The organism is Herminiimonas sp. KBW02 (assembly GCF_003852535.1).
GTDB lineage: Bacteria > Pseudomonadota > Gammaproteobacteria > Burkholderiales > Burkholderiaceae_D > Oxalicibacterium.
The window spans coordinates 966,620-991,899 of sequence record NZ_QAJP01000004.1 but is presented as its reverse complement, the minus strand read 5'-3'; the positions used below and the strand labels follow the sequence as shown (position 1 = coordinate 991,899).

Annotated in this window: 21 protein-coding genes; 10 read left to right on the top strand and 11 right to left on the bottom strand. The window is 55.5% G+C overall.

The annotated features are described in order from the left end of the window. Positions 1–213 precede the first annotated feature (213 nt). Both DBR37_RS08920 and DBR37_RS08915 read left to right on the top strand, forming a co-directional pair. Complete coding sequence (locus DBR37_RS08920; RefSeq protein ID WP_233588317.1) at positions 214–831, top strand: ankyrin repeat domain-containing protein; 618 nt, start codon at positions 214–216, stop codon at positions 829–831. A 48-nt stretch (positions 832–879) separates the two neighbouring features. Beyond that, positions 880–1,332 carry a nucleoside deaminase gene (locus DBR37_RS08915; RefSeq protein WP_124574071.1) on the top strand — a complete coding sequence of 151 codons (453 nt, stop codon included), beginning with the start codon at positions 880–882 and terminating at the stop codon, positions 1,330–1,332. A 356-nt stretch (positions 1,333–1,688) separates the two neighbouring features. On the opposite strand, the gene DBR37_RS08905 is transcribed toward DBR37_RS08915, so the two are convergent. Further along, positions 1,689–2,684, bottom strand: coding sequence for a hypothetical protein (locus DBR37_RS08905; RefSeq protein WP_124574070.1), 996 nt, complete (start codon positions 2,682–2,684; stop codon positions 1,689–1,691). A 168-nt stretch (positions 2,685–2,852) separates the two neighbouring features. Between DBR37_RS08905 and DBR37_RS08900 the strand changes: the two genes are divergently transcribed. Continuing rightward, the gene (locus DBR37_RS08900) at positions 2,853–3,200 is read left to right on the top strand and encodes an antibiotic biosynthesis monooxygenase (RefSeq protein ID WP_124574069.1); all 348 of its coding nucleotides are present in this window, start codon (positions 2,853–2,855) and stop codon (positions 3,198–3,200) included. A 29-nt stretch (positions 3,201–3,229) separates the two neighbouring features. Here the strand turns inward: DBR37_RS08900 and DBR37_RS08895 are convergent, their stop codons facing one another. Further along, complete coding sequence (locus tag DBR37_RS08895) at positions 3,230–3,601, bottom strand: hypothetical protein (protein WP_124574068.1); 372 nt, start codon at positions 3,599–3,601, stop codon at positions 3,230–3,232. Positions 3,602–3,805: 204 nt separating this feature from the next. Here DBR37_RS08895 and DBR37_RS08890 point away from each other — a divergent pair, with 204 nt between their 5' ends. Genes DBR37_RS08890 through def form a run of 5 tightly spaced genes read left to right on the top strand, consistent with a single transcriptional unit; the run spans position 3,806 to position 13,498 of the window. Further along, complete coding sequence (locus tag DBR37_RS08890) at positions 3,806–5,191, top strand: MdtA/MuxA family multidrug efflux RND transporter periplasmic adaptor subunit (RefSeq protein ID WP_124574067.1); 1,386 nt, start codon at positions 3,806–3,808, stop codon at positions 5,189–5,191. Between the two features lie 23 nt (positions 5,192–5,214). Beyond that, a complete protein-coding gene (locus tag DBR37_RS08885) occupies positions 5,215–8,391 on the top strand; it encodes an MdtB/MuxB family multidrug efflux RND transporter permease subunit (RefSeq protein ID WP_124574066.1) in 3,177 nt (1,058 codons plus the stop codon). After that, the gene (locus DBR37_RS08880) at positions 8,388–11,477 is read left to right on the top strand and encodes a multidrug efflux RND transporter permease subunit (RefSeq protein ID WP_124574065.1); all 3,090 of its coding nucleotides are present in this window, start codon (positions 8,388–8,390) and stop codon (positions 11,475–11,477) included. Before DBR37_RS08885 ends, DBR37_RS08880 begins: the two co-directional genes overlap by 4 nt. Before the next feature lie 16 nt (positions 11,478–11,493). After that, entirely contained in the window at positions 11,494–12,936 is a 1,443-nt protein-coding gene (locus tag DBR37_RS08875; RefSeq protein WP_124574064.1) for an efflux transporter outer membrane subunit, read from the top strand. Between the two features lie 49 nt (positions 12,937–12,985). After that, a complete protein-coding gene (gene def, locus DBR37_RS08870) occupies positions 12,986–13,498 on the top strand; it encodes a peptide deformylase (RefSeq protein ID WP_124574063.1) in 513 nt (170 codons plus the stop codon). 116 nt (positions 13,499–13,614) lie between these two features. On the opposite strand, the gene DBR37_RS08865 is transcribed toward def, so the two are convergent. From DBR37_RS08865 to DBR37_RS08830, 8 genes are all read right to left on the bottom strand, one after another. Continuing rightward, complete coding sequence (locus DBR37_RS08865) at positions 13,615–14,532, bottom strand: ABC transporter permease (protein WP_124574215.1); 918 nt, start codon at positions 14,530–14,532, stop codon at positions 13,615–13,617. Next, entirely contained in the window at positions 14,532–15,626 is a 1,095-nt protein-coding gene (locus DBR37_RS08860; RefSeq protein ID WP_124574062.1) for an ABC transporter permease, read from the bottom strand. Before DBR37_RS08860 ends, DBR37_RS08865 begins: the two co-directional genes overlap by 1 nt. After that, the gene (locus DBR37_RS08855) at positions 15,619–17,154 is read right to left on the bottom strand and encodes an ABC transporter ATP-binding protein (RefSeq protein ID WP_124574061.1); all 1,536 of its coding nucleotides are present in this window, start codon (positions 17,152–17,154) and stop codon (positions 15,619–15,621) included. Before DBR37_RS08855 ends, DBR37_RS08860 begins: the two co-directional genes overlap by 8 nt. A gap of 124 nt (positions 17,155–17,278) precedes the next feature. Then, positions 17,279–17,908: a glutathione S-transferase family protein gene (locus tag DBR37_RS08850; RefSeq protein ID WP_124574060.1), complete on the bottom strand. Its 630-nt coding sequence runs from the start codon at positions 17,906–17,908 to the stop codon at positions 17,279–17,281. Positions 17,909–17,958: 50 nt separating this feature from the next. After that, the gene (locus DBR37_RS08845) at positions 17,959–18,825 is read right to left on the bottom strand and encodes an aromatic ring-hydroxylating dioxygenase subunit alpha (protein ID WP_124574059.1); all 867 of its coding nucleotides are present in this window, start codon (positions 18,823–18,825) and stop codon (positions 17,959–17,961) included. A 31-nt stretch (positions 18,826–18,856) separates the two neighbouring features. Next, the gene (locus tag DBR37_RS08840; protein WP_124574058.1) at positions 18,857–19,552 is read right to left on the bottom strand and encodes a Rieske (2Fe-2S) protein; all 696 of its coding nucleotides are present in this window, start codon (positions 19,550–19,552) and stop codon (positions 18,857–18,859) included. Between the two features lie 105 nt (positions 19,553–19,657). Further along, positions 19,658–20,617, bottom strand: a complete 960-nt coding sequence (locus DBR37_RS08835; protein ID WP_124574057.1) for a PDR/VanB family oxidoreductase — start codon at positions 20,615–20,617, stop codon at positions 19,658–19,660. A 79-nt stretch (positions 20,618–20,696) separates the two neighbouring features. Continuing rightward, positions 20,697–21,797, bottom strand: a complete 1,101-nt coding sequence (locus tag DBR37_RS08830; RefSeq protein ID WP_124574056.1) for a BMP family ABC transporter substrate-binding protein — start codon at positions 21,795–21,797, stop codon at positions 20,697–20,699. Positions 21,798–22,011: 214 nt separating this feature from the next. Between DBR37_RS08830 and DBR37_RS08825 the strand changes: the two genes are divergently transcribed. Then, positions 22,012–23,031 (top strand): LysR family transcriptional regulator, encoded by a 1,020-nt coding sequence (locus tag DBR37_RS08825; RefSeq protein WP_124574055.1) that lies wholly within the window; start codon positions 22,012–22,014, stop codon positions 23,029–23,031. A 92-nt stretch (positions 23,032–23,123) separates the two neighbouring features. Here the strand turns inward: DBR37_RS08825 and DBR37_RS08820 are convergent, their stop codons facing one another. Then, on the bottom strand, positions 23,124–23,456 hold the full coding sequence (locus tag DBR37_RS08820) for a hypothetical protein (RefSeq protein WP_124574054.1): 333 nt from the start codon (positions 23,454–23,456) through the stop codon (positions 23,124–23,126). A 239-nt stretch (positions 23,457–23,695) separates the two neighbouring features. Here DBR37_RS08820 and DBR37_RS08815 point away from each other — a divergent pair, with 239 nt between their 5' ends. Continuing rightward, positions 23,696–25,261, top strand: coding sequence for a sensor domain-containing diguanylate cyclase (locus DBR37_RS08815; RefSeq protein ID WP_124574053.1), 1,566 nt, complete (start codon positions 23,696–23,698; stop codon positions 25,259–25,261). Positions 25,262–25,280: the final 19 nt, after the last annotated feature.

The following is a 25,280-nucleotide window of genomic DNA, read 5'->3' as shown; positions in this document are numbered from 1 at the left end:
GGTGGACATGTATATAGGAAGGCTTCCGGATGCGATAAAACTTCAGGTATTGGCAAAGGCACTGATCAGCATTCAAACATTTAATTTTCAAATCCACAAGTGCCTGCCTAGAATGATGTATATACCGATAAGCCATCTTGCCAGATTGAAACGTTCGATGTTCAAACGCCTATGTTGAAACGCTTATACTCGCTCCTCATTCTTGCCTGCTCCATGCTCTTACTCCCTGTGCATGCAACGCCTTTGCTCAATGCCGTTGCCAACAATGATTTAACTGTCGTTCAGTCCATACTGCAGCAGCCCGCCAAACGCAGCCAACTGGAAACGCGTGATGAATTGGGCCGCACGCCCTTGCTGCTGGCAACCGACCATAACCGCATAGCCATCGCGCGTGCACTGATCGCCGCTGGCGCCGACGTGAATGCCAAAGATGCGCGACAAGACAGCCCTTACCTGCTGGCTGGCGCACAAGGCCGACTGGAAATACTCAAAATGACACTGGCGCATGGCGCCGACCTTAGTAGCACCAATCGTTACGGCGGTACTGCCTTGATACCGGCTGCCGAGCGCGGCCATGTGGCGGTAGTCCGCACTTTGATAGAAGCAGGCGTCAAAGTGGATCACATTAATCGCCTTGGCTGGACCGCTTTGCTGGAAGCCATCATTCTTTCCGATGGCGGCATCCGTCACCAGGAAATCGTGCATCTGCTGATAACCGCAGGCGCGGATGTAAATCTCGCAGACAAAGACGGCGTCAGGCCGCTACAGCATGCGCTGCAGCGCAATTATGTCGCCATGGTGGCGCTATTACGCGCTGCCGGTGCGCGCTGAAAATTAAAAATTCATAGATCGCAAAACAATCATAAAAGGAGCCAACACATGCCATCCCCTCACGAAAAATTCCTGCGTCAGGCAGTCAACCTCGCCAAGGACAACAAAACCCGCGGCGGTCGTCCATTCGGTGCGGTGCTGGCCGTCGGTGGCGAATCAATCGCCATCGGCGTCAACAATATCGTGCATACCAATGACCCGACCACACATGCGGAAATGGAAGCGATACGCGTCGCCAGCCAGAAGCTGGGACGTCCGAACCTGAAAGGCAGTGTGATTTACGCCAGCGGCCATCCCTGCCCCATGTGTCTGGCGGCAATGCTGCTGACTGGTGTCGACGAGGTGTACTACGCCTTCGATAACAAGGATGCCGCACCGTATGGCCTGTCCAGCGAAACCGTGTATCAGAAACTGGGCGTGACTTTACAGCCGCAACCATTGCCGCTGACACGACTGGATGTAGGTGTGACTGCAGCCCAGCTGTATGGCGACGAAGCCTGAAGCCAGCCTGTCAGAAATGAAAATGCCTGAGTCGGGATATGATTCCCCGCTCAGGCATTTTTGTATGCACGCTCCAGCGTCGCAATATCCGGTTTCTTCATTTGCATCATCGCGGCAACCGCACGTTGTACCGCGGCTGCATCGTCGCCTTTCAGCATCTTTTCAGTGGCAGGTGGATCAGTCAGAGAGGGGCAACTCTGCGCGCAAATCAATAGCATGTAGACCAAAAGAAGAAAAAGACCTGATTAGCATCTACCTAGCCTCAAAATTACATTAATTGGATGGGTCAGATTTCGATGCAAAAACCGGGGCAATATTCGGCGCAATTCAACACTCCACCGAGTTCATAACACGCGTTAAGTGTTATCGATGTGCTCAAAGATGTCCCATTTTTTGCCATCGAATCGCAGCAGGTGCTTGGATGCTAGCGCCCACAGCACCCCTTCTTTAGCCTCAACATCTGCCACTTCTGTCATTTTCATCTTTAAGGTTGGCTCTGTTGCAATGACATCGCCCCTGAGGAGTTTGTATAGGCCATCGCTTGCCCCTATGTAGACCTCATCATTGAATTTCGTCATGGCGTAGAAGTCCGCCTCAGTACTCTTTCTTAATACAGCCTGGAAGCCAGACTGGGCATTTCCTTTGAGTAAAGTCCCCTGAGACCCTGCAATCCAGACATCATTGGCTGACTCTATGTAAAGGCTGTATAGGCATGATTGCGTTTTTGGCCGTAAGCTTACCCAAGTGGATCCGTCATAATGCGCGATGAAACCATGGTCGCCTACGGCGTAAATATCCGTTTGACTTACTCCGTTTACGTCCAACACATCAATTACTTCCGCCTCATTTTTCATCCATTCTTCGATTTTTGATCGATCAGCTGGCATAGGGAGAGACGGCTTTCGCAAAAGCCCCTGATCAACATGCCGCCAACCTGTTCTGCCCCTTTTGTATAACTGCCCACCGTAACCGCAAGCAAAAAGGGCTCCTCCGATCAATCGAACTCTATTTAAATAGCCATAGCCCTTGCTGCTGTCGCTCAGGCCTGCATCAACAATCTTTTCTACATGCGATCCATTCCTGTTGTACACCTCAATCCCGCCTTCCTCACTCAACGCAACCACTGAGCGCGGGGTCGTCCCGTGTTCTGGAAGCAGGCAGGTGGACACGACTCGCCAGCCCGGCTGGTCATGATAGAACCACTTTTCCTTGGTTTGATCTTGATAAAAGAAGAGACGGGAGCATGGTTCGTCGATGGCTGGATCATCTAAAGAGCAAGACATGTAGTAGATGTCCGCACTAACTGCTGTTCCAGCGCCCATGGATATCCTGGATTGGGTATGTTTGGTCATTCGCATCACTCAAAATAGTTCTGGTTCAGCAGGGACGCCCGTTGCTTTTGTATTGGCACGCTACAAGACAGACTGATTTTCAGCTAAAATAACACTCATATGTCAGTTCAGCTGGCAAACATAAGAGGAGAATTGCATGGGCGTCTTGTCTACCCTAAAGGCATCACAATGATAGCCGTCATCTTTGAAGTCATTCCCCATCCGGAACTGAAACAGAATTACCTCGACACCGCCGCGGCACTGCGCCCGCACCTGGAAAAGATGGATGGATTCATTTCTGTCGAACGTTTCCAGAGCCTGACCAATCCGGACAAGGTGTTGTCGCTGTCGTACTGGCGCGATGAAGCAGCGGTGCAAAACTGGCGCAACCTGGAAGTGCATCGCAAGGCGCAGGCTGCTGGTCGCGACCACATCTTTGCCGACTACCGCTTGCGGGTAGCGCATGTACTGCGCGATTACGGTTTGAATGAACGAGCTGAAGCACCTGGCGACTCACGTCAGGCGCACAAAGCCTGAATAAAGTAAGACCCGGACGCCGGTACTCGTTACCGGCGTTCTTTATGTTCCCGGTCGAATTTTTTCTCGGCCTCAGCCAGATGGCTGATCAATATATGCGAGATGATGTTCACGCCTATGCCGGCGAAGATGGCCGGGATCAGATACAGCGCCACCGACATCTCCGACGCAAAAATACTATCGTCGAGCAAGGATGGCGTGTCCTTCGCCATGATGCGCAGCAGATGCAAGAGGAAGATATTGCCGCCTGACACCGCGATCAGGAGCACGCCGAACATCAGCACCACCTTGCGCGAGATCGAGCGCTTCCACATCATGTAACTGTAAATACCTATCGGAATCACAAAGGTGCAGACTATCAGCATGAAGAACTGAATCTCTACAAACACGGAATTATTCATTTCCTGCCCTCATTTCTACCGAACTCCGACCAGACGGGTCGCCTGCACAGACATTTCTATGGCTTCAGGCTATTTTAAGCATGTGTATGTAAAGTTATTCCTTCGCTTTTGAGCGCTTTTGTAAAGTAATTAAACGCTCAGGTTTTTTATGTAAATGCGCAATATAATCAATCTCCCAAATCGCGCAGATATCACCCGCCGCACATGACCGACCATACCGACACCAGCACTCCACCACTGCCCCGCCCTCATCGTACGCGTCCTGGCAAAACCCGCCGCATCCTGATCTGGACACTGATCATATTCATCGCTGCAGGCCTCGGTTTCTGGTGGTGGAAAAGTCCGTCTTCCGCGAATAAATCGGCGCAAGGTAATGGCGGCGGGCGTTTCGGCGGGCCGAATATGGTGCAACCGGTATCGGTCGCGGAGGCGCGACGCCAGGATATACGCGTAACAGTCAATGCTATCGGCAGCATCAATGCTGCCAACACCGCCATCGTGCGGGTACAGGTCAGCGGCGTACTGCAGCAAATCAACTTCAAGGAAGGCCAGCAAGTTCAGGCCGGACAATTGCTCGCGCAAATCGATCCGCGCGCATTCCAGGCAACCCTGGGCCAGGCCGAAGGTGTGCTGGCACGCGACAAGGCACAACTCGATAATGCGCGTATCGACCTCGCCCGTTACAAGGATCTGCTGTCCAAAGACGCCATCCCGAAACAGCAACTCGATACGCAGGAAGCGCTGGTGCGTCAGCTTGAAGGCACCGTCAAGTCCGACCAGGGCACGGTAGATAGCGCCAAACTGCAGCTGTCCTACACCCGCGTCACCGCACCTATCGCTGGCCGCGTCGGTCTCAAGCAAGCGGATCTCGGCAATGTCGTGCAGCCTTCAGACACCAATGGCGTCGTCATCATCACGCAGACCCGTCCGATTGCACTGGTATTTTCCGTACCGTCAGCCAACGTTCCTGCCATCACCAGCCGCTTGCGTGCAAATGAAAGCATGGCGGTCGAAGCCTGGGATCGCACCGGTAAAACCAAGCTGGCGACAGGCCAGCTTTCAACCGTTGACAACACCATCGATGTGACCACCGACACCATCAAGGTCAAGGCGATGTTCCCTAACCTGGACGACGCACTCTTCCCCAACCAGGCGGTCAGCGTCGTGATGCAGCTCAATACATTAAAAGATGCACTGACTGTGCCGCAGGCAGCAGTCTTGCGCGGCGCACAAGGCTTCTATGTATACGTCGTCAATGCCGACAGCACAGTCAGCACCCGTGTGGTTAAACCGGGTGCCATCGATAGCGGCTGGATGGCGGTTGAAGCGAAGCTGGAAGCAGGCGAAAAAGTGGTAATCGATGGCACCGACCGCTTGCGTGAAGGCGGCAAGGTTGAAGTCATCGCCGCCGATCCGAAACAGCGTGCAGGTGCAACTGCGCCGCCGGCAGACAGCAAGCGTCGCAACATCCCGCCGGAAATGGCAGAGAAACTGAAGAACATGAGCCCGGAAGAACGTCGCGCATGGTTCCAGCAAAACGGTGGTGGCAAGAAAGACAAGCAGGACAAACCAGCCGCTCCGTCCAACTGAAGTAGTTTTAAAAAGCCTGCACCATGAATCCATCACGCATCTTTATTGAGCGTCCGGTTGCCACTTCGCTCTTGATGCTCGCCATCCTGCTGGCAGGCTTGCTGGCGTATCGCTTGCTGCCGCTGTCCGCCTTGCCGGAAGTTGATTACCCGACCATCCAGGTCACCACCTTGTATCCGGGCGCCAGCCCGGACGTCATCTCGACTACGGTGACGGCACCGCTGGAACGTCAGTTCGGCCAGATGCCAGGTCTGAATCAAATGACCTCGACCAGCTCGGGTGGCGCTTCGGTGATTACGCTGCGCTTCTCACTGGGCCTGTCGCTGGACGTCGCCGAGCAGGAAGTACAGGCCGCGATTAATGCTGGTAGCAATTTACTGCCCGGCGATTTGCCTATGCCGCCTATTTACAGCAAGGTGAATCCGGCCGATGCACCGGTACTGACGATAGCGATCACCTCGCCGACGCTGCCGATTATTAAAGTGCATGACCTGGTGGAAAACCGCCTTGCACCGAAGTTGTCGCAAGTGGACGGCGTGGGCCTGGTCAGCATCGCCGGTGGCCAGCGTCCTGCCGTACGCATACAGGGCAATCCGCAAGCCCTGGCTTCGCTCGGGCTGTCGCTGGATGACATCCGTACCGCTATCGTGGCGGCCAACGTGAATCAGGCCAAAGGCAGTTTCGACGGTGCACAACGTGCGTCCACCATCGATGCCAACGACCAGCTGAAATCCGCCGCCGAGTATCAAAACCTCATCATCGCGTGGAAAAACGGCAATCCGCTGCGTCTGAGCGATGTCGCACAAATCGTTGACGATGCAGAAAACCTGCGCCTCGCGGCATGGGTCGATCGCACCCGCGGCGTGATCCTGAACGTACAGCGCCAGCCGGGCGCCAACGTGATCGAAACCGTGGACAGGGTCAAGGCGCTGCTGCCCAAGCTGCAGGCTTCATTGCCCGGTTCGGTCGATGTACAGGTGGTTGCGGATCGCACCACCACCATCCGCGCCTCGGTAGACGATACGCAATTTGAATTGCTGCTGGCGATCGCGCTGGTGGTAATGGTGATTTTCCTGTTCCTCCGCAGCGCATCGGCCACCATTATTCCTAGTGTGGCGGTGCCTTTGTCACTGGTCGGTACCTTCGGCGTGATTTATCTGGCTGGCTTCTCCATTAATAATCTGACGCTGATGGCGCTGACCATCTCGACCGGCTTCGTGGTCGATGATGCGATTGTCATGATCGAGAATATTGCGCGCTTCGTCGAAGAAGGCGACTCACCGATGGAAGCGGCACTCAAGGGTTCCAAGCAGATCGGCTTCACCATTATTTCGCTGACGGTATCGCTGATTGCGGTGCTGATTCCGCTTCTGTTCATGGGTGATGTGGTGGGTCGCCTGTTCCATGAATTCGCAATCACGATGGCAGTCGCCATCCTGATTTCTGCCTTCGTATCGCTGACGCTGACGCCGATGATGAGCGCACGCCTGCTGCGTCCTGAGCGCGAAAACAAACCGACCCGCATCGGCAAATGGAGTGAAGAGCAATTCAACCGCATGGTCGCTGCTTACGGTCGTGCGCTGGTTTGGGTGCTGGACCGGCCACGTGCCACGCTGGGTGTATTTGGCCTGACACTGGCACTGACTGCCCTGCTCTACGTCATCGTGCCAAAAGGCTTTTTCCCGGTGCAGGATACCGGCCTGATCCAGGTCATTACCGAAGCCACTCAAACCAGCTCCTTTGAAGCGATGTCGCGTCGTCAGCAGGCGCTGGCGGATGTGATCCTGAAGGATAAGGATGTCGAACACCTCACTTCCTTCATCGGGGTCGATGGTGCGAATCCGACCCTGAGTACCGGGCGCATGCAAATCACACTGAAGCCGTTTGCTGAACGCGACGCTTCCGCCAGTGACATCATCCGCCGCCTGAATGACGCCACCTCGCGCATACCCGGCATCACTGCCTATATGCAACCGGTGCAGGATCTGACCATCGAAGACCGCGTCTCCAAAACCCAGTATCAATTCCTGCTCAGCTCGCCTGACTCTGCCGACCTCGCCAGGTCGAATGAATTGTTGCTGGCGCGTCTGAAAGAGGTGCCGGAACTGGTCGATGTCGCCAGCGATCTGCAGAACCAGGGCTTGCAAACCTATGTGCAGATAGACCGCGAAACCGCCGGTCGTCTCGGCGTCACCGTCGCGGCCATCGATAATGCTCTGTATAACGCTTTTGGCCAGCGCCTGATCTCCACTATCTATACGCAATCCAGCCAGTACCGCGTGGTGCTGGAAGCGGAAGCCGGACGCAGGCGCGGTCCGGTATCGCTGGAGGGCTTGTATGTGCCGGTCACCAACAACAATACCAACACCACCAACGGCACTGGCGGCACCAGCTCCACACTGGTGTTCCCCGCGACCGGACAAGTACCGCTGACCTCGGTGGCGCAAATCATCGAACGCCCTACCGCATTGGCCATTAACCATGTCGCGCAATTCCCGTCCGCGACGATTTCATTCAACCTCGCGCCGGGTGCTTCGCTCGGCAAGGCGGTCGATGCCATCAAGGCCGAAGAAGCAAAGCTGAACCTGCCGCCGAGCGTGGAAACCAGCTTCCAGGGCGCGGCGGAAGCCTTCCGCGCGTCACTCAGCAGCACCCTGCTGCTGATCCTGGCGGCGGTCGTCACCATGTATATCGTGCTCGGCGTGCTGTATGAAAGCTACATCCATCCGGTCACCATTCTCTCCACCCTGCCTTCGGCTGGTCTCGGTGCTTTGCTCGCCTTGCTGGTTGCCGGGCTGGATCTGGGCATCGTCGGCATCATCGGTATCGTGCTGCTGATTGGTATCGTGAAAAAGAACGCGATCATGATGATCGACTTCGCACTGTATGCGGAGCGGGAAGAAAACCTGGCGCCACGCGAAGCGATTTACAAAGCCTGCCTGCTGCGTTTCCGTCCTATTCTGATGACGACGATGGCGGCCTTGCTCGGTGCCTTGCCGCTGATGCTGGGTACCGGCGCCGGACATGAACTGCGTCATCCGCTCGGCGTCACCATGGTCGGCGGCCTGATCGTAAGTCAGTTGCTGACGCTGTTCACCACACCCGTGATTTACCTTGGCTTTGCCAGACAGGCGCAACGTCTGAAGGAATGGCAGGAACGCCGTGCCGCTGAGCGTGCCGCAGGTGGAAGCGCAACGTGAACATCTCTGCGCCCTTTATTGCACGTCCAGTCGCGACCACACTGATCACGATAGGCATCGCGCTGGCCGGCATACTGGGCTTCAACCTGCTGCCGATTGCACCGTTGCCGCAAGTGGATTTCCCGACGATCTCGGTCAGCGCATCTCTGCCTGGTGCCAGTCCGGACACCATGGCGGCCACCGTCGCCACGCCGCTGGAACGCGCACTTGGCAGTATCGCCGGCGTCAATGAAATCACCTCGCGCTCTTCATTAGGCTCGACCAACGTCGTACTGCAATTCGACCTCAATCGTGATATCGATGGCGCAGCACGCGATGTGCAGGCCGCGATCAATGCGGCGCGTACGCTATTGCCAACCGGGATGCCGAGCAACCCGACCTACCGTAAGGTGAATCCGGCAGCCGCGCCTATCATGATCATTGCGCTGACTTCGGATACGCTGACGCGCGGCCAGATGTATGACGCCGCCTCGACCGTACTCGCGCAACGCCTGTCGCAGGTCGATGGCGTCGGCCAGGTCAATGTCGGCGGTGGCGCGCTGCCGGCGGTGCGGGTACAACTGAATCCGGACAAGCTCGCCAACATCGGCATCTCGCTCGACAATGTACGCACCGCCATCACCAATACCAATGCAAATCGCCCGAAAGGTGCGGTCGAGCTGGATGATCTGTACTGGCAAATAGGTGCAAATGACCAGGCACGTACCGCCGCCGAGTATGCACCAGTCGTGATCAGCTATCGCTCAGGTGCGGCAGTACGCCTGCGTGACGTCGCCGAGGTGGTCGATTCAGTGCAGGACGTGCGCAACTATGGCCTGGCGAACGGCAAACCGGCGATTATGCTGTTCCTGCTGAAGGAGCCGGGTGCCAACATTATTAAAACCGTAGAAAACGTACGCGACATCCTGCCGCGCCTGCAGGCATCCATCCCGCAGGCCATACAGATGAATGTAATTACCGACCGCACCCCGACCATCAAGGCTTCGTTGCGTGAAGTCGAACGTTCGATGGGGATAGCCGTCGGCCTGGTGATCCTGGTCGTCTTGCTGTTTCTGCGTAACTGGCGCGCTACGCTGATCCCTGCGGTGGCCGTACCAGTCTCGCTGGCGGGTACCTTCGGCGTCATGTATCTGTGTGGTTATAGTCTGGATAATCTATCGGCTATGGCACTCACGGTCGCCACCGGCTTCGTCGTCGATGACGCGATTGTCGTGCTGGAAAACATTACGCGCTATCTGGAACAAGGGCTGACTCCGCGCGAAGCGGCGTTAAAAGGCGCGCGCGAAATCGGCTTTACCGTGGTGTCTATCAGCCTGTCGCTGATCGCCGTCTTCATCCCCTTGCTGATGATGGGAGGCGTGGTAGGTCGCTTGTTCCGTGAATTTGCGGTGGTGCTCACGGCAGCCATCCTGGTATCGATGGTGGTTTCGCTGACCACCACACCCATGATGGCCGCCACCCTGCTCCAGCAAAAGCGCGCGACCCGCAATCCGGGACGTATCGCCGCATGGTTCGGTCGCTTCAACCGCGCAGTCATGCGCGGCTACCGTCACACGCTGATCTGGACCCTGCGTCATCAACCGCTGGCGATTATCGCTTTGCTGGCAGTGGTCGCATTGAACGTACATCTCTACGTAGCGATTCCGAAAACCTTCTTCCCGCAGCAGGATACCGGCGTCCTGATCGGTGGCGTGCAGGCTGACCAGGGCAGCTCCTTCCAGATGATGCAAAAGCGACTGGATACCTTCTCCGACATCATTCGCTCCGATCCGGCGGTCGCCAATGTGAGCGGCAATACCGGCGGCGGACAAAGCAACTCGGCCATGTTTTACATCACGCTCAAACCGCTGGCAGAGCGCAAAGTCCCGGCAGATGTCGTGATTGCCCGTTTGCGCAAGCAACTGGCGCATGAACCGGGGGCCAACCTGTTCATGGTGCCGGTGCAGGATATCCGCATCGGCGGTCGCCAATCGAACGCACAGTACCAGTACACGCTGCAAGCTGACACGATAGAAGATCTGCGCACCTGGGATCCGCTGATCCGCAATGCGCTGGCGCAAATCCCCGAGCTGACAGACGTCAACTCCGATCAACAGGACAAGGGCATGCAAACCTCGCTGGTGATAGACCGTGAGGCGGCAGCACGCCTGGGCATCAGCGTCGCCACCATAGACAGCACGCTCAACAATGCCTTTGGCCAGCGCCAGGTCGGCGTCATCTACAACCCGCTGAATCAATACCGGGTCGTGATGGAGCTGGCGCCGGAATTCCTGCAAGGGCCGGAAACCCTGAAGCGCCTGTACGTCACCAGCAATACCGGCGCACAAGTACCGCTGTCTGCCTTCACGCGGGTTGAAACCACGAATACGCCGCTGGCCGTCAGCCATCAAAGCGGTACCCCGGCATCCACCATCAGCTTCAACCTGCCGCTGGGTGTATCGCTGTCAGACGCGACGGTCGCCATCAATACTGCAATCAGCAAGCTGGGCGTGCCGGTATCGGTACGCGGCGGTTTCCAGGGCACGGCGAATGCCTTCCAGGAATCGCTGTCGTCGCAACCCTTGCTGATAGGCGCCGCCATTATCGTGATTTACCTGGTGCTGGGCATACTGTATGAAAGCCTGATCCATCCGATTACGATTTTGTCGACCTTGCCGTCGGCTGGTGTCGGCGCGCTGCTGGCGCTGAAAATGTTCAATACCGAGTTCTCCATCATTGCCCTGATCGGCGTCATATTGCTGATCGGTATCGTCAAGAAGAACGCCATCATGATGATCGACTTTGCGATTACGCGGCAACGCCACGGCGCCATCAGTGCCGGCCCTGCCATTTATCGCGCGGCGTTATTACGCGTGCGCCCTATCCTGATGACGACCTTTGCCGCCATCTTCGGTGCTTTGCCACTGGCGCTGGGTAGCGGCGACGGTGCAGAACTGCGCCAGCCGCTCGGTATCGCCATCGTCGGCGGCCTGATCCTGAGCCAGTTGCTGACGCTGTACACGACCCCTGTCGTCTTTGTGTTGATGGATAAGCTGCGCCGCGACAAGCATAAGCACAGCCCGGCCCCACAACTGGCTACGGCCTGAGTTTTAGAGGAATTTTATGCGCCCTTACTTATTAATCATTGCGCCCACACTGCTATTGGCAGCCTGCGCCAGTGCACCTGTGCCACCGCCCGCAGCGCCTGCGCCGACACAATTCAAGGAAGCGGGATTGTGGCAGGAAGGTACAGCAGCGAATGCCGCAACCGTGCCTGATGACTGGTGGACCCTGTTCAACGATCCGGTGCTGAACGATCTTGAAGGCCGTCTGGTAGTCGGCAATGAAAACCTGAAATCACTGGTCGCGCAGGTCGCGGCTGCACGCGCGGCAGTTGCCGCCAGCTACAGCGCACGCCTGCCTACCTTATCGGTCGGCCTGAATGGCACGCGTACCAGCAACGCGACCAGCACCACCCGTTCGACGACGGTACAGAACCCGAACAACAACGTCTCGTTGTCCGGCAATGCAAGCTGGGAGATAGACTTGTGGGGACGTCTGGCACAAGCCACCACCGGCGCACAAGCCAGCCTGCAAGCCAGCGTCGACGACCTCGCCGCCGCACGCTTGTCGGCCCAGGCCACGCTGGCGCAAACATACTTCTCGCTACGCACCGCAGATGCGCAAATGGTGGTGCTGGAACGCAGCGTGGCGGCTTACCAGCGCTCGCTCGACCTGACGCAGTTCCGTTATGGCGGTGGCGTGGCGGCGCGTGTCGATGTGCTGCAGGCCCAAACCCAGCTCAAGGCCGCGCAGGCGCAATTGGCCGAAGCTGTTGCCCAACGGCAGATACTGGAACATGCAATCGCCGTATTGCTGGGCGTACCGCCGTCCGCATTGGCACTGGAACGCAATGCCGCTTTACCGCAAGCACCACTGGTGCCACAACTGCTGCCGACCACCCTGCTCGAACGTCGGCCGGATATTGCCGCGGCACAAAGAAGAGTAGCCGCAGCCTACGCACAAATCGGCGTCGCACATGCAGCCTACTTCCCTTCACTCGTGTTGTCTGCCGGTGGTGGTTATCAAAACAATTCGCTGAACAATCTGATCAGCGCACCGAATCTGTTCTGGTCGCTCGGTGCGTCCGTAGCGCAAGCCATCTTCGATGGCGGTCAACGCCGTCTGGCCAGTGCCCAGGCCCAAAGCGCCGCCGACCAGGCCACGTCAACTTATAGGCAAACCGTGCTGACGGCATTGCAGGAAGTGGAAGATAATCTCATCCTTGCCGCACAGTTGCAGCAAGAAACCCAGCTACAGCGCGAAAGCCTGGAAGCCGCGCAAAGAACGCTGGAAATTACGCTGGATCAATATCGCGCGGGTACGGTCAGCTATCTGAATGTAGTGATCGCACAAAACACTGCATTGACGAGCGAGAACAGTTTGCTCAGTACACAGAACCGTCAATTGGCAGCTGTGAACATTCTGTTGAAGAACATTGCCGGACGCTGGGAGGCGGATAATCCGGATGCGGCCAAAGCCAGCAAGGAAACAAAAGTCGAATAAATTCAAATGCTTGAAACAGCATCTGAATGTTGATTAGCTTAAGTAAATTATGACCAGATTATCCGTACTGCAATATCCTGATCCGCGTCTGCACACGGTTGCCGCACCGGTGCAACTGGTCAACGAGGATATCCGTCGCCTGGTCGCCGATATGACGCAAACCATGTATGCACTCGACGGCATAGGCCTGGCCGCAACCCAGGTCGATGTGCATCTGCAAATCATTGTGCTGGATGTATCCGAACGACGAAACAGGCTGCAGGTCTTGATCAACCCGAGCATCATCAAAATGGGCGGCAAGGCTGAATTCGAGGAAGGCTGCCTGTCCGTACCGGATGTGTATGAAAGCGTCAGGCGCGCAGCATGGGTGCATGTGCGTGCGCTGGATCTGAACGGCAAGACTATCGACGTGCAGGCGGAAGGTTTAAAAGCAATGTGCATCCAGCATGAGATGGATCACTTGCAAGGTATGGTGTTTGTCGAACACCTGTCACCAACCAATCAGCGACGGATTCTGAACGCGCTCAGCAAACAAGGCAGACGTAGTAATAGCCGGGCATAGCTCAAGCAAAGCTATTTCATCTAAATCAAATGCTTGCAGCAGCATTTGAATGTAATCTGAATGCTCAAAACTGCACGAGCAATCAGATCTTCATCTTGACGGAAACGCTGTCGACATTAACTACCCGGATTAAAATGTTTGCCAAGTGATGCAGGCATATTGAGTTTGATACGGTTCGCGTTACTCGAAATCAAGACCAACACAAGTATGGTCGCCAGATAAGGCAACATCGAAAGCAATTGCGATGCGACGGGTACGCCCTTGCTTTGCATGAAGAAGGTCAAAATGGTGACGCTACTGAACAGATACGCGCCCGCCATGATATGCAATGGACGCCAACTGGCAAAGGTCACCAGGGCCAGTGCGATCCATCCCCGCCCTGCCACCATGCCCTCCAGCCATTGCGACGTATAAATGAGTGACAGAAACGCTCCCGCCAGGCCGCAACATGCACCGCCAAACATCAGGGCTGCCAGACGAATCAGACGCACCTTATAGCCAAGTGCGTGGGCGGACAATGGCGACTCACCTACTGCGCGCAATACCAGACCTGCACGACTGCGATAGAGAAACCATACAATCGCAGCACATAGCAGCATCGAGAAATACACCATCGGGTGTTGCCTGAATAAAGCGACGCCGAGAAACGGAATGTCTTGCAACCACGGTATGCTGAATTTGCTATTTTGCAGTGTCTTGCTGACGTAGCTGATGCCGATATAAGCAGACACGCCACTACCAAACAAGGACAAGGCCAGACTGGTTGCCACCTGATTCGCACCCAGCCATACTGTCAGCCAGGCAAAAAAAGCGGCCAGCAACATGCCGGAGCCCGCACCCGCGATCAGCCCCATCGTCACGCTACCAGTCTGGACCGTCGTCGCGAAGCCGACTATGGCGGCGACCAGCATCATGCCCTCGGCGCCGAGATTCACGACGCCTGATTTCTCATTAATCAATAAACCCAACGCAGCCAACATCAAAGGCGTGCCGGCATTGATGGACGCAGCTACCAATAACGCAAAAGTTTCCATCATTCACTCCCAAGCAAGCGGGCATGTGTGGCGGTATTGCTCCAGCGGAGCTTGTAATTGATCAGGACGTCGCAAGCCAGCAGCGAAAACAGCAATATCCCCTGGAATACACCAGTAATGGCATTCGGTATCCCAAGGCGTGATTGCGAAAGCTCGCCACCTATATAAAACAGCGCCATGATGAAGCTGGAAAATATGACACCTATAGGATGCAGGCGGCCGACATAAGCCACGATGATGGCGGCGAAGCCGTAGCCTGGCGATACCGACGGCGTCAATTGACCGATAGGCCCCAGCACTTCGCATACGCCAGCCAGTCCGGATAAGGCACCGCATATCAGCAAGGAAGTCCAGAGCGCCTTGCGCGAAGAGAAACCGGCATAGCGTGCAGCCAGCGGCGCCATACCGCCGGTTTGCAGGCGAAAACCGGCAAAGCTTTTCGCTAAAAATAGCCAGGCGATGAACGAGGCCAGCAACGCAAACAGTATGCCGATGTGCAAGCGGGTTTCTTCCAATAATACTGGCAGCAGAAACCCTTCAGAAAACATCCGGGACTGTGGAAAGTTATAGCCGTCCGGATCTTTAAATACGCCCTGCACCAGGTAGCTCAATAGCAGCTGCGCGACATATACCAGCATGAGCGACACCAGAATCTCATTGGCGTTAAAACGATCGCGCAGGAAGGCCGTAATCGCCGCCCATGCCATACCGCCCAGCATGCCTGCCAGCAAAACAACGGTAATCATGAATGCACCGCCAGTACTGCCATTATCCAAATACAAGCCGACGGCCCCGCCGGCTATCGCGCCGCATACCAATTGCCCTTCCGCACCGATGTTGAATACATTGGCACGGAAACATATCGCCAGGCCAGCGGCGATCATGAGCAACGGCGCCAGCTTGACGCCCACTTCTGACCACCCATGCAAATCTTGCAGCGGCTCCAGGAAAAATACCGCCAGACCGGCAAGCGGATCCTTGCCCAGAGTTGCAAACAAAATCGCACCGCAGATCACGGTCAGCAACACCGCCAGCACTGGCGACATCCACGATATGAGTCGGGATGGACGTGCGCGCGCCTCCAGCTTAAGCATAGAAGACCTCCTTGACTGGCATAGGTGCAGTGTCGTGCCACATGCCGCTCATCCACAGACCGATCAAATCGATAGTTGCATCGGCAACCGGGATCGACGGTGAAAGACGCCCCTTGGCGATAACCTGCAAACGATCCGAAATTTCAAACAGCTCATCCAGTTCTTCCGAGATGACCAGCAAGGCGCATCCTGCATCCCGCAATGCGACCAGCTCGGCACGTATTTGCGCGCTGGCACCGACATCCACACCCCAGGTAGGCTGCGCGACGACAAGTACGGCAGGCTTGCGCAGGATTTCGCGGCCGACAATGTACTTCTGCAAATTCCCGCCGGACAGATTGCGTGCTGCGGCATTTGGCCCATGCGCTTTCACACCGAAACGCCGGATGACATCGGCAGCCATTTTTGCGATGGAATTTTTACGAATAAAACCGGCCACAATGGTTGCCGCGTTCTGATGCGACAGCAAGATATTGTCCGCCAGCGACATTTCAGGCACCGCACCGCGTCCCAGACGTTCTTCCGGCACAAAACCCAAACCGTGGGTACGCCGTTGCGCAGAATCCATGCGCCCAGCAGACACTCCCTGCAATACAATCATTTCAGCCCCGGCACGCGTATCTTCACCGGACAAGGCTGCCAATAGTTCCTGTTGCCCATTGCCGGAGATACCGGCAATACCGAGGATCTCCCCGCCCCGTATGTCGAAGTTGATATCGGACAGTTCCGTGGCGAAAGGATGACTCTTGCGCAAGGACAGGTTTTTCACCGCCAGCAAGGTCTGGCCAGGAGCGCGGGGAAGATGCCTGATCGGTGGCGGCTCGCGACCTATCATCATGCGCGACAGGCTGGCCGTGGTTTCCCTGCGCGGATCGCAGCTCCCCACATTTTTACCCGCACGTACAACCGTACAGGTATCGCACAAGGTGCGTATTTCATCGAGCTTGTGGCTGATGTAAAGAATGCTGCAACCTTCTGCGGCCAGCTGGCGCAGGGTTGCGAACAGTTTTTCGACCGCTTGCGGCGTCAATACCGAAGTAGGCTCATCCAATATCAGTAATTGCGGCCTGGCCAGCAAGGCGCGCACTATCTCCACGCGCTGACATTCACCGACCGACAAAGTATGCACATGACGCTGCGGCTCAAGCTCCAAACCATATTGCTGCGCTGTCTCTGAAATGCGCCGGGCCAGCTCATCCAGCCTGGTATCGCGCGGTAAGCCTAAGGCGATGTTTTCAACTACGGTCAGGGTATCGAACAAGGAGAAATGCTGGAATACCATCGCGATACCCAGATGCCGTGCCATCGCCGGATTAGCAATATTCACCTGCTTGCCATTCCAGAACATCTTGCCGGAATCGGGCCTGACCGCACCGTAGATGATTTTCATCAAGGTGGATTTGCCCGCGCCGTTTTCTCCTAATACTGCGTGGATGCCACCTGGCTTAACAGTTAAGTTGATGCCATCGTTCGCGACAACCGAAGGATAGCGTTTGGTAATGCTATGAAGTTCCAGGCGATTTGTCATTTGTCTCTTTATTTCTTATAGTGAAAAATCTTCTTATGCAAAGCAAACTCATCATTCAGACGCTTTGCGACGCAAATCTTTTCCTTTCATATAAACCGCACTGACAGGCCATATCGCGCCGGCCTTAAAGCGTAGGAGCAAAAATCCCCGACATGCCGACAAATCCTGGCAACCGTCTTACCCTCTCTATCCATCGCCGGATCGCCGGATAATCGTCGCGCATGATATTGCCTTCGTGCGACATGGCGATGTAGGGGAAGCAGGCTATGTCGGCGATGGTTGCCTGGTTCATGGCCAGCCAGTGCTGCCCTATCACCTCCTTGTCGGCCAGATGGTCATCAATGATGCGGAACAGCGCATGCGCGTCGGCGCGTGCTTTTGCTATGTCCAGCACATAGCCGAGTGCATCGTGCAGGCGTGCGGCAGAGGCGGTGCGGGTAATCTCATCGGCAACGGCAAGCCACATAGTGATCTGCCCCATTGCAGCCGGATCGTCGGGATACCATGTACGCTTTGCGTCGTACTGAGTGGCCAGGTAAACCAATATCGCCTGTGCATCACGCAGCCTTAGTGCACCGTCTTCCAGTACCGGTAGTTGTCCGAACGGATTGAGCGCGAGGAAGCGTTTTGATTTGTGTTCCCGTCCAGGATAAAAATCCACTGCGATGGCGTCATAGGGCAGCTTCAGCATGCTCATCAGCAGCCGCAGCTTGTAACAGTTACCGGACAATTCGTAGTTATAGAGCTTGATCATGCGCATTCCTTCTGTTCTGGTGTTCGGGAGCATCATGTAACAGATGCTCTTCAGGCAGCCTTTTGCACGCCGTATTGCAATCCGATCTCGCGTAACCAGCGTCGATAGGCAATCGAGGATGCATCGGCACGGGTCGGGATCTCCGACCTGGGATCAAGCGGGATCAGCTTGGGCAACTGACTTTCCAGGATGGGCTTATCCTGGCCAAAAATCGTTTGCTGGAAAGCGATCAGTTCGCCATCGGTATGCATGTCGTCAAACAAGAGCATCCATAGCGCGACCTTGCACTCTTCTTCGCTGACCGGTTGTACATAGAGGCCAATGACATCCCGTTCGTCCGCTCGCGTCGGGCAGGTCTTGTATAGCGCGGACGTAAATGGCTGCATCACCCGATAGGTATATTCGACATCCAGGCCATCGGTCGCTGAAGCCGCCGCCCTGGGTTGCCAGAATCGGCATTCCGTGGCCCATAACTCCTGGGTCTCGGCATCCGTCTCCACCTTGTAATCCTTGACTTCGGTATGGGGCTCTTTGCCCAGAATATCGGTATGCACGAAAGGAAAATGCCCCATATCCAGGAAGTTTTCTATGATTCTCAGGCCTGACGCCTTGACACCAAACGAACCGCAATCGACGAAGCGACGTCCGGGCTGAGTGAATTCCGGGAGTGAATAGATATCCCTGACCGGCTTGCCAAGCGATACCCATATATAGCCATAACGCTCGCAGACTTTGTATTTGCCGCACACTTCGTCGGCACCATGTCTGGCGGCGTGCAGGCTGTCGTCGGCCTCGCGCCAGACTGCGATGGCTACGCCCAACAATTGGGTGAGCAAAGGCTCGCCTGGCAATAATGTGTGCGCTGCCGAGACGACAAACCAGTCATTCAATACGACAGGATCCAATTGGGCTGACATATATTTCTCCGGATGATTGATGGGTGTATATCTAGACGCAGGCTTCAAGCTGTTGCCTGTGTTGTTTGAAATAGGCGTTGTTACGCTGACGCACGCTATTAACGTCTTCCGTTGCATCGCTGGAACTGGCCCATAGATGCGCAATGGATTTGCCTTCTGCCATCGGCTGCAGCAATACGGTTATTGTTCCGCCATTGCCATCCTGGCCTACCAGTACGTTAGATTCCGGCGACTCGTAGCGATCTGCCGCAAGCTGCTGCAGTTGATACATCACCTTCTCGGCAGATTGATAGATCACAAAGCTGCGACAGAACACGGCGTGCTGTCCGACATCTGCCAGTGCCGGCAGATGCGGCGGTTCTGCGACCGGAGCACCCAGTGAAGCCCAAATCATTCCATAGCGCTCGACTGCCGGATAAGTCTTTGCGCATACGTTCTTAGGCGGCTGTAATTTGGGGTGCGCCGGAATATAAGTGCATAGACCGCCACTGCCAAAGCGCCAGCCATGGTAACCACAGGACAACTGGTCATCGACTATGCGCCCCAGCGTGAAGCGTGTGCCGCGATGCGGACAGCGATTCGCCCATATCTGTATCTCTCCGGCGGCATTGCGCCAGAGCGCCAGTTCCTGCCCATGCAAAAATGCCTGCACGATTTCGCCTGTCGCTACTTCGGCAGAAGTCGCTACCACGGACCAGCTATGCATGGCGTCTGCGTTGAGAGTCATAGTTAACTTTTCTCCTATAGGTTTATGTTTCGGGCTGCGATCACTTCTTGCTGCTTGTACTAAAGCTGGCTTTACCAAGACACGAGCGGAGCTACAAAAACGGCGCTACAAATCCAGTACCAACAAGCCACTCTTTGCTCGTGATACACAGGGCATGATCTTGTCGCACGATTTTTTTTCCGCAGCGGTGAGGTACACGTCCTTGTGGTCCGGAATTCCTTCCAGCACCGCTGTGAGGCAGGTTCCGCACACGCCCTGTTCGCACGAAGTTTCGATATGAATGCCGTGTTGCGCCAATACTTCAACGATGGTCATGTCCGGCGGAATCAGATACGTGCCGCCCGAACGCTCCAGCCTGACTTCAAATGACACGTGCTCCGCGTCGCGGGATTGCGGTTCGGCATTGAAATATTCCAGATGTACTGCTTCCGGCGGCCAGCTCGCAGCTGCAGCGGATTCGACCAAATCCATGAACACACGTGGCCCGCATAGATAGAGCGCACTATTCTTCGGGTAAACCGATAGCAACTGCTCCAGATAAGCGCGCAATCCGTCCGGCTCGAGCCCGTAATGAAATTGCACGTGCCCGGCGAACCCGGCACCGGATAGCAAAGCCTGGAAGGCCGTGTGCGCAATCGAACGGGTGAAATAATGCAGTTCGAAGCGGGCGTCAGCCGCCAGCAGATGACGCGCCATCGCCAGTATTGGCGTTACGCCGATACCCGCCGCCAGTAACAGATACGGCCCTCCCGATTGCTCAAGCGGAAAGTGATTGCGCGGACTGCTGATGGTGATCAGGTCGCCCTCCCTGATGCGTTCATGCATGGCCAGGGAGCCACCGCGTGAAGCAGTTTCTTTTTTCACGGCAATCAGGTAGCGGTCAGTTTCATCCGGCCCGTTGCACAAGGAATACTGGCGTATTACTCCCTCCCCCAGTCGCACATCGATGTGCGCACCCGGAGCAAATGCGGGTAAAGCTTCGCCTGATGCGCTCAGCAATTCGAAAGACTTGATGTCGCACGCCTCTTGCGTGATTTTGTTCACACGTACAGAGAGATTAGTCATATGCCGGATACAAAGAGTCCCGCCACCCGGCCTTGCGGCGGCGGTCACTTATACAAGTTGATGGGAATAAGAACCTTGCCTAGCTTCTCGGCAAATTGCCCTGCATGCCTTCGACAAACCAATTGAAGCCCTTGATTTGATCTTCATGCAGCACAGCCCCGGCCGCTACCCGCTGATTGCCGCGTTGATCCCGTAGCGGTCCGGCAAAGGGCAGTAATTTTCCGGCGATGATGGCGCGTTCCTGTTCTGCCACATAGGCCAGAACATCCTTTGGTATCGCCGGGTTGTAAGGGCTCATTTTCACCACCCCTGCTTTCAATCCGTCCCAGCGGTGGCTGGAGGTCCAGGTTCCGTCCATGACGGTACGTGCAGCATTGATGTACTCACTGCTCCAGTCCACCATGAACGATGTCAGGTGTTTTTTCGGCCCGTATCTGGACATATCACTCGCATAGCCGACTGTCCACACGCCTTTTTCTTCGCCTACTTGTACGGTGGTCGGCGTATCCGTCATCGACATCACAACATCCGCCCCTTCCGAGATCAGTGCATTGGCGGCGTCCCGCTCCTTCGCCGGGTCATACCAGGAGGACAGCCAGATAACCTTGCACGTCATTTTCGGGTTGACGCTGCGCGCACCCAGCAGAAAGGCATTTGCCGGCCCCAATATATCCGGCACCGGAAAACCGCCGACAAAGCCAAGGATATTGCTCTTGCTCATCTTTCCGGCAATGATGCCGGCCAGGTAAGTCCCCTCATAACAACGCGCTTCGAATGCACCCAGGTTTTTCAGGGTCTTGATCCCTGAACACAGTTCAAATGTGGTTTTGGGCATCGCCTGGGCGACTTTGAGCATCGGGCTCATATGCGAGAAGCTGGTACCGAAGATCAGCTTGTTGCCCCTTGCTGCCAGATCACGGAAGACCCGTTCGGCGTCCTGCACCTGGCTGACGCTTTCAACTTTCACCACCTTGATCTTGCCCGGAAACGCAGCTTCCATCGCCTGTCTTGCCAGGTCGTGCTGCTTGGTCCAGCCTATCTCGCCGACCGGAGAAACATACACAATCGCAACCTTTAAAACATCATCAGCAAAGGCATTCAATGCTCGGCTTCCTGCAAATGCAGTCAAACCGATAGCGGAAAGCCGCTTAAGGGCATCACGGCGGGTAGGTCTCCACATAATCTGTCTCCGATTTTGTAAGTTTTATGGTGCGGCTCTTTTTGATAACCCGGGAAGTGACCCGACCATCATTCAATACATACCAGGCATGGGTGATATACATTCCCCCTTACTTCACTGCCCGTCGGCGCTGTTATGATTTAAAAGCTCCTGGCACCGAATCGATGTGCTGATGTGGGGCACTATAGTTTTTCCTGAAGTACGGCATAAGGGGATGCATGAAAAGGTCTATTCCATTTTTGGCACAGTCGGTTTCAGTCATTTCCTATGGACTGTCCGCGCAATGATGGACATCAAACTCATAGAGTCATTTGTGCTCCTGATGCGGCACGGCAGCCTGGGGCGCGCCGAAAATGTAGGCGGCATTCCCAAGACCACTATCAGCCGGCAGATCGCAAAACTTGAGGAAATTTTGGGGGTGCAGTTATTCCTGCGCTCGACGCGCCGGATAGCACCGACTGAGGCCGGCACAGCTTTCTATGCTCATTGCGAGCAAATTCTTGCAGAGCTCAACGCGGGGATCGCCACTGCGCAGACGGATGTACAGAATCTGTCTGCAGGACTGCGCGGCGATCTCTACATGCTGACGAATAGTCACCTGGGGACCAGTTTTGTATCGCGGGTGCTCGGTCTGTATCTGGATAGCTATCCTAACGTTACCTGCCACCTGGATCTGGTGGGGGAAGACATAGCCAGCATTCCGGACAATGTCGATTGCTATGTTTGCTCGCGGCCGCCCAATCAGCCCAATCTGGTGGCGAAATTGCTGGGCTATCTCACTTATCGTCTCTATGCCAGCCCGGACTATTTGCGGCGCCATGGCACGCCGACACGTCCGGAAGACCTGGAACACCACCCACGCATCATCCTCACGACCGCGCCGCACGGGGGACGATGGCATTTACATAAGCAAGGTGCGTCCTGCGATAGCCAGCCCCGGACTATCGTCACCACAAACGACTACTGGATAACAAAAACCTTTGCGATAGATGGCTACGGTATTGTTTTACTGCCGGACTTCTTTACCCGGCCGGAAATTGATGCGGGGATTTTATCCGCCGTCTTGCCGGATTGGCATGCTGACAAAGTACCGGTGTATTGCGTTTATCAACAGCAACGTTATATGGGAAGAAAGCTCAGAGCCCTGGTAGATCTGATGGCAGAGAGCTTTATATTGATTGAATCGTTCCAGAAATATGTAGGACATGCGATCCACAAACGCCGAGAGCAATGAATCCAGATGGCAATTGTTAAATAATACTATTTACTTTAAATTCAATAAGATGCTTAATTTATCTCATTTAAATTACCAATATATTTAACCTGCTATTTTGCCGCCAGACGAGCCTCTACCGGTGCCATCGCCCCGGTTGCCGGATGCCTGAGTTTGCTGACGCGCGCCACCAGCACCTGCTCCAGTTGATCCCGTTGCAGCTTGTGCCTGCTCAGGAAATCATCCGGAATGTCGATCTCCGCGATTACCAACCCTTGCTCGCGCGCAATCTCTAGCGCACTCACCTTGCCGAACAAATCGATTTGCAGGCCGGTTACCGGATTACGGATATCGATAAAACGCGGTTCTATCGCATTGATGAATTGCTGTTCATTCAGGGAACTCAGAACCGGAAAACATCCGCTGATTTCTATTCTTGTCTTCATTAGAACTCTATATATATGCGTACCCGCACCCTGCCGAAGTGCACAGGCATGAGTCGATTATTTCCACATGGAAATCTTATCTGCGCTTTAAAGAGCCTATTATCTGCCGTTCGTTGCGCTTTAACAAAATTAATGAAGCGCAAGTTCTATTTTGGCAATAAATTCGCGGAGCGCGAGACGACTTGAGATAAAATTCGGCCTTCCCCGCTTCTTTTACCGCCAATTAGCCGCCGTAGAGAATGAAAACCAAGCTCGCGCCAACAATCCGCTCAAAGCTGGTTTTACTCGTCATGGCGTGCGTGGTGCCCGCGGCCTTAATGGCCGTCCTGCTCATCGCCCATGATTACCAGCGCGCCCGCGATCAGTTGCTGCTTAATTCGCTGAGCACCGCACGCGCGATGATTTCGGTGGTTGACCGGGACTTCGCCAGCATCGAATCTTCGCTGATTACCCTGGCGACCTCCCCCTACCTCGCCTCCAACAATTTACGCGCTTTTTATAATCAGGCGCAGCAAGTACTGAAAAACCAGCGCGACCAGGATGGCATCAACATCGTGCTGTCCGACAATCAGGGCAACCAGTACCTGAACACACATCAGCCCTACGGTTCCGCATTACCACCACATACGGAAATCATTCGCCTTGAAGAGTTGTTCAAGGATGAGCAGCCGGTAATTTCCGATCTGTTTTTTGGCACCGTCTCCAAACAAAATCTGTTTGCGATTACTGTACCGGTGCCAGGCAATCGGCAAACTCGCTACAGCCTGAGCGCCGGCGTCATGCCGGAGCGCATGGATAAACTACTGCAACAGCAACACGTACCGGAAGGCTGGATCGCCGCCATCTTTGACAGCGCCGGCACCATCGTCGCCCGCACTGGCAACAAGCCGGAACTGATAGGCAAGAAAGGCGTGCCTGAAATCGTGCGCCGCATGCGTAGCGCAGATGAAGACATGTTCGAGAGCGTGACTTACGACGGCACTTCAGTACACACTGTCTTCAGCCGCTCCAAGCTGTCGGACTGGTCGCTGGCCATCGGCATTCCGACACAAAGCATCATGTATGAGCTGCGCAATACTTTGTTCCTGCTCATCCTGGCCACGATTATCCTGCTGGCTTGCAGCGTATCCGCAGCCTGGTTGATTGGTGGTCGTATCGCCGATTCCATCCATGGCCTGACCGGCCCGGCGCTGGCATTGGGCGCTGGCAAGCTGGTGATCGTGCCGCCACTGCATTTGCGCGAAGCAGACGAAGTCGGTACCTCGCTTGCGCGCGCGTCGGAAATGCTGCATCAGGCCCAGCACCAGGCGAATCACGACGTACTCACCGGTCTGGCGAATCGCGCGCTGTTCCATGAGATCGTCAGCCAGCAACTGGCACTGTGCGAACGCAACAAGACTGTGCTGTCTATCCTGTATATCGACCTCGACGGCTTCAAGGCAGTCAACGACAAGTACGGCCACGAAGCGGGCGACAAATTACTACGTGCGGTCGCGACACGCCTGAAAACCAATAGCCGGCATTCCGACGTGGTCGCGCGACTGGGTGGCGATGAATTCGCCATGGTGATGGTCGGCGCGACCATGGAGAATGCCCGCTTTGTTGCAGAAAAGATGGTGGATGCCATTTCTGCACCTTACGTGCTGGACGACACGCTCACGTCACATATCTCTGCCAGTATTGGCGTCGCGACATATCCGGATTCCGGAACGACCAGCGAAGGTTTACTGCATCGTGCCGACGGTGCCATGTATAAGGCCAAGAATCTGGGCCGACGACGCGTCGCGCTGGCTACTTCGCATTAGCACCGGCACACATCATTAT

What these genes read in the sequence shown, in the direction of transcription:
- DBR37_RS08920 (WP_233588317.1), top strand. Translation starts at nt 214, where the DNA reads ATGCTCTTACTCCCTGTGCATGCAACGCCTTTGCTCAATGCCGTTGCC.
- DBR37_RS08915 (WP_124574071.1), top strand. Translation starts at nt 880, where the DNA reads ATGCCATCCCCTCACGAAAAATTCCTGCGTCAGGCAGTCAACCTCGCC.
- DBR37_RS08905 (WP_124574070.1), bottom strand. Translation starts at nt 2,684, where the DNA reads ATGACCAAACATACCCAATCCAGGATATCCATGGGCGCTGGAACAGCA.
- DBR37_RS08900 (WP_124574069.1), top strand. Translation starts at nt 2,853, where the DNA reads ATGATAGCCGTCATCTTTGAAGTCATTCCCCATCCGGAACTGAAACAG.
- DBR37_RS08895 (WP_124574068.1), bottom strand. Translation starts at nt 3,601, where the DNA reads ATGAATAATTCCGTGTTTGTAGAGATTCAGTTCTTCATGCTGATAGTC.
- DBR37_RS08890 (WP_124574067.1), top strand. Translation starts at nt 3,806, where the DNA reads ATGACCGACCATACCGACACCAGCACTCCACCACTGCCCCGCCCTCAT.
- DBR37_RS08885 (WP_124574066.1), top strand. Translation starts at nt 5,215, where the DNA reads ATGAATCCATCACGCATCTTTATTGAGCGTCCGGTTGCCACTTCGCTC.
- DBR37_RS08875 (WP_124574064.1), top strand. Translation starts at nt 11,494, where the DNA reads ATGCGCCCTTACTTATTAATCATTGCGCCCACACTGCTATTGGCAGCC.
- def (WP_124574063.1), top strand. Translation starts at nt 12,986, where the DNA reads ATGACCAGATTATCCGTACTGCAATATCCTGATCCGCGTCTGCACACG.
- DBR37_RS08865 (WP_124574215.1), bottom strand. Translation starts at nt 14,532, where the DNA reads ATGGAAACTTTTGCGTTATTGGTAGCTGCGTCCATCAATGCCGGCACG.
- DBR37_RS08860 (WP_124574062.1), bottom strand. Translation starts at nt 15,626, where the DNA reads ATGCTTAAGCTGGAGGCGCGCGCACGTCCATCCCGACTCATATCGTGG.
- DBR37_RS08855 (WP_124574061.1), bottom strand. Translation starts at nt 17,154, where the DNA reads ATGACAAATCGCCTGGAACTTCATAGCATTACCAAACGCTATCCTTCG.
- DBR37_RS08850 (WP_124574060.1), bottom strand. Translation starts at nt 17,908, where the DNA reads ATGATCAAGCTCTATAACTACGAATTGTCCGGTAACTGTTACAAGCTG.
- DBR37_RS08845 (WP_124574059.1), bottom strand. Translation starts at nt 18,825, where the DNA reads ATGTCAGCCCAATTGGATCCTGTCGTATTGAATGACTGGTTTGTCGTC.
- DBR37_RS08840 (WP_124574058.1), bottom strand. Translation starts at nt 19,552, where the DNA reads ATGACTCTCAACGCAGACGCCATGCATAGCTGGTCCGTGGTAGCGACT.
- DBR37_RS08835 (WP_124574057.1), bottom strand. Translation starts at nt 20,617, where the DNA reads ATGACTAATCTCTCTGTACGTGTGAACAAAATCACGCAAGAGGCGTGC.
- DBR37_RS08830 (WP_124574056.1), bottom strand. Translation starts at nt 21,797, where the DNA reads ATGTGGAGACCTACCCGCCGTGATGCCCTTAAGCGGCTTTCCGCTATC.
- DBR37_RS08825 (WP_124574055.1), top strand. Translation starts at nt 22,012, where the DNA reads ATGCATGAAAAGGTCTATTCCATTTTTGGCACAGTCGGTTTCAGTCAT.
- DBR37_RS08820 (WP_124574054.1), bottom strand. Translation starts at nt 23,456, where the DNA reads ATGAAGACAAGAATAGAAATCAGCGGATGTTTTCCGGTTCTGAGTTCC.
- DBR37_RS08815 (WP_124574053.1), top strand. Translation starts at nt 23,696, where the DNA reads ATGAAAACCAAGCTCGCGCCAACAATCCGCTCAAAGCTGGTTTTACTC.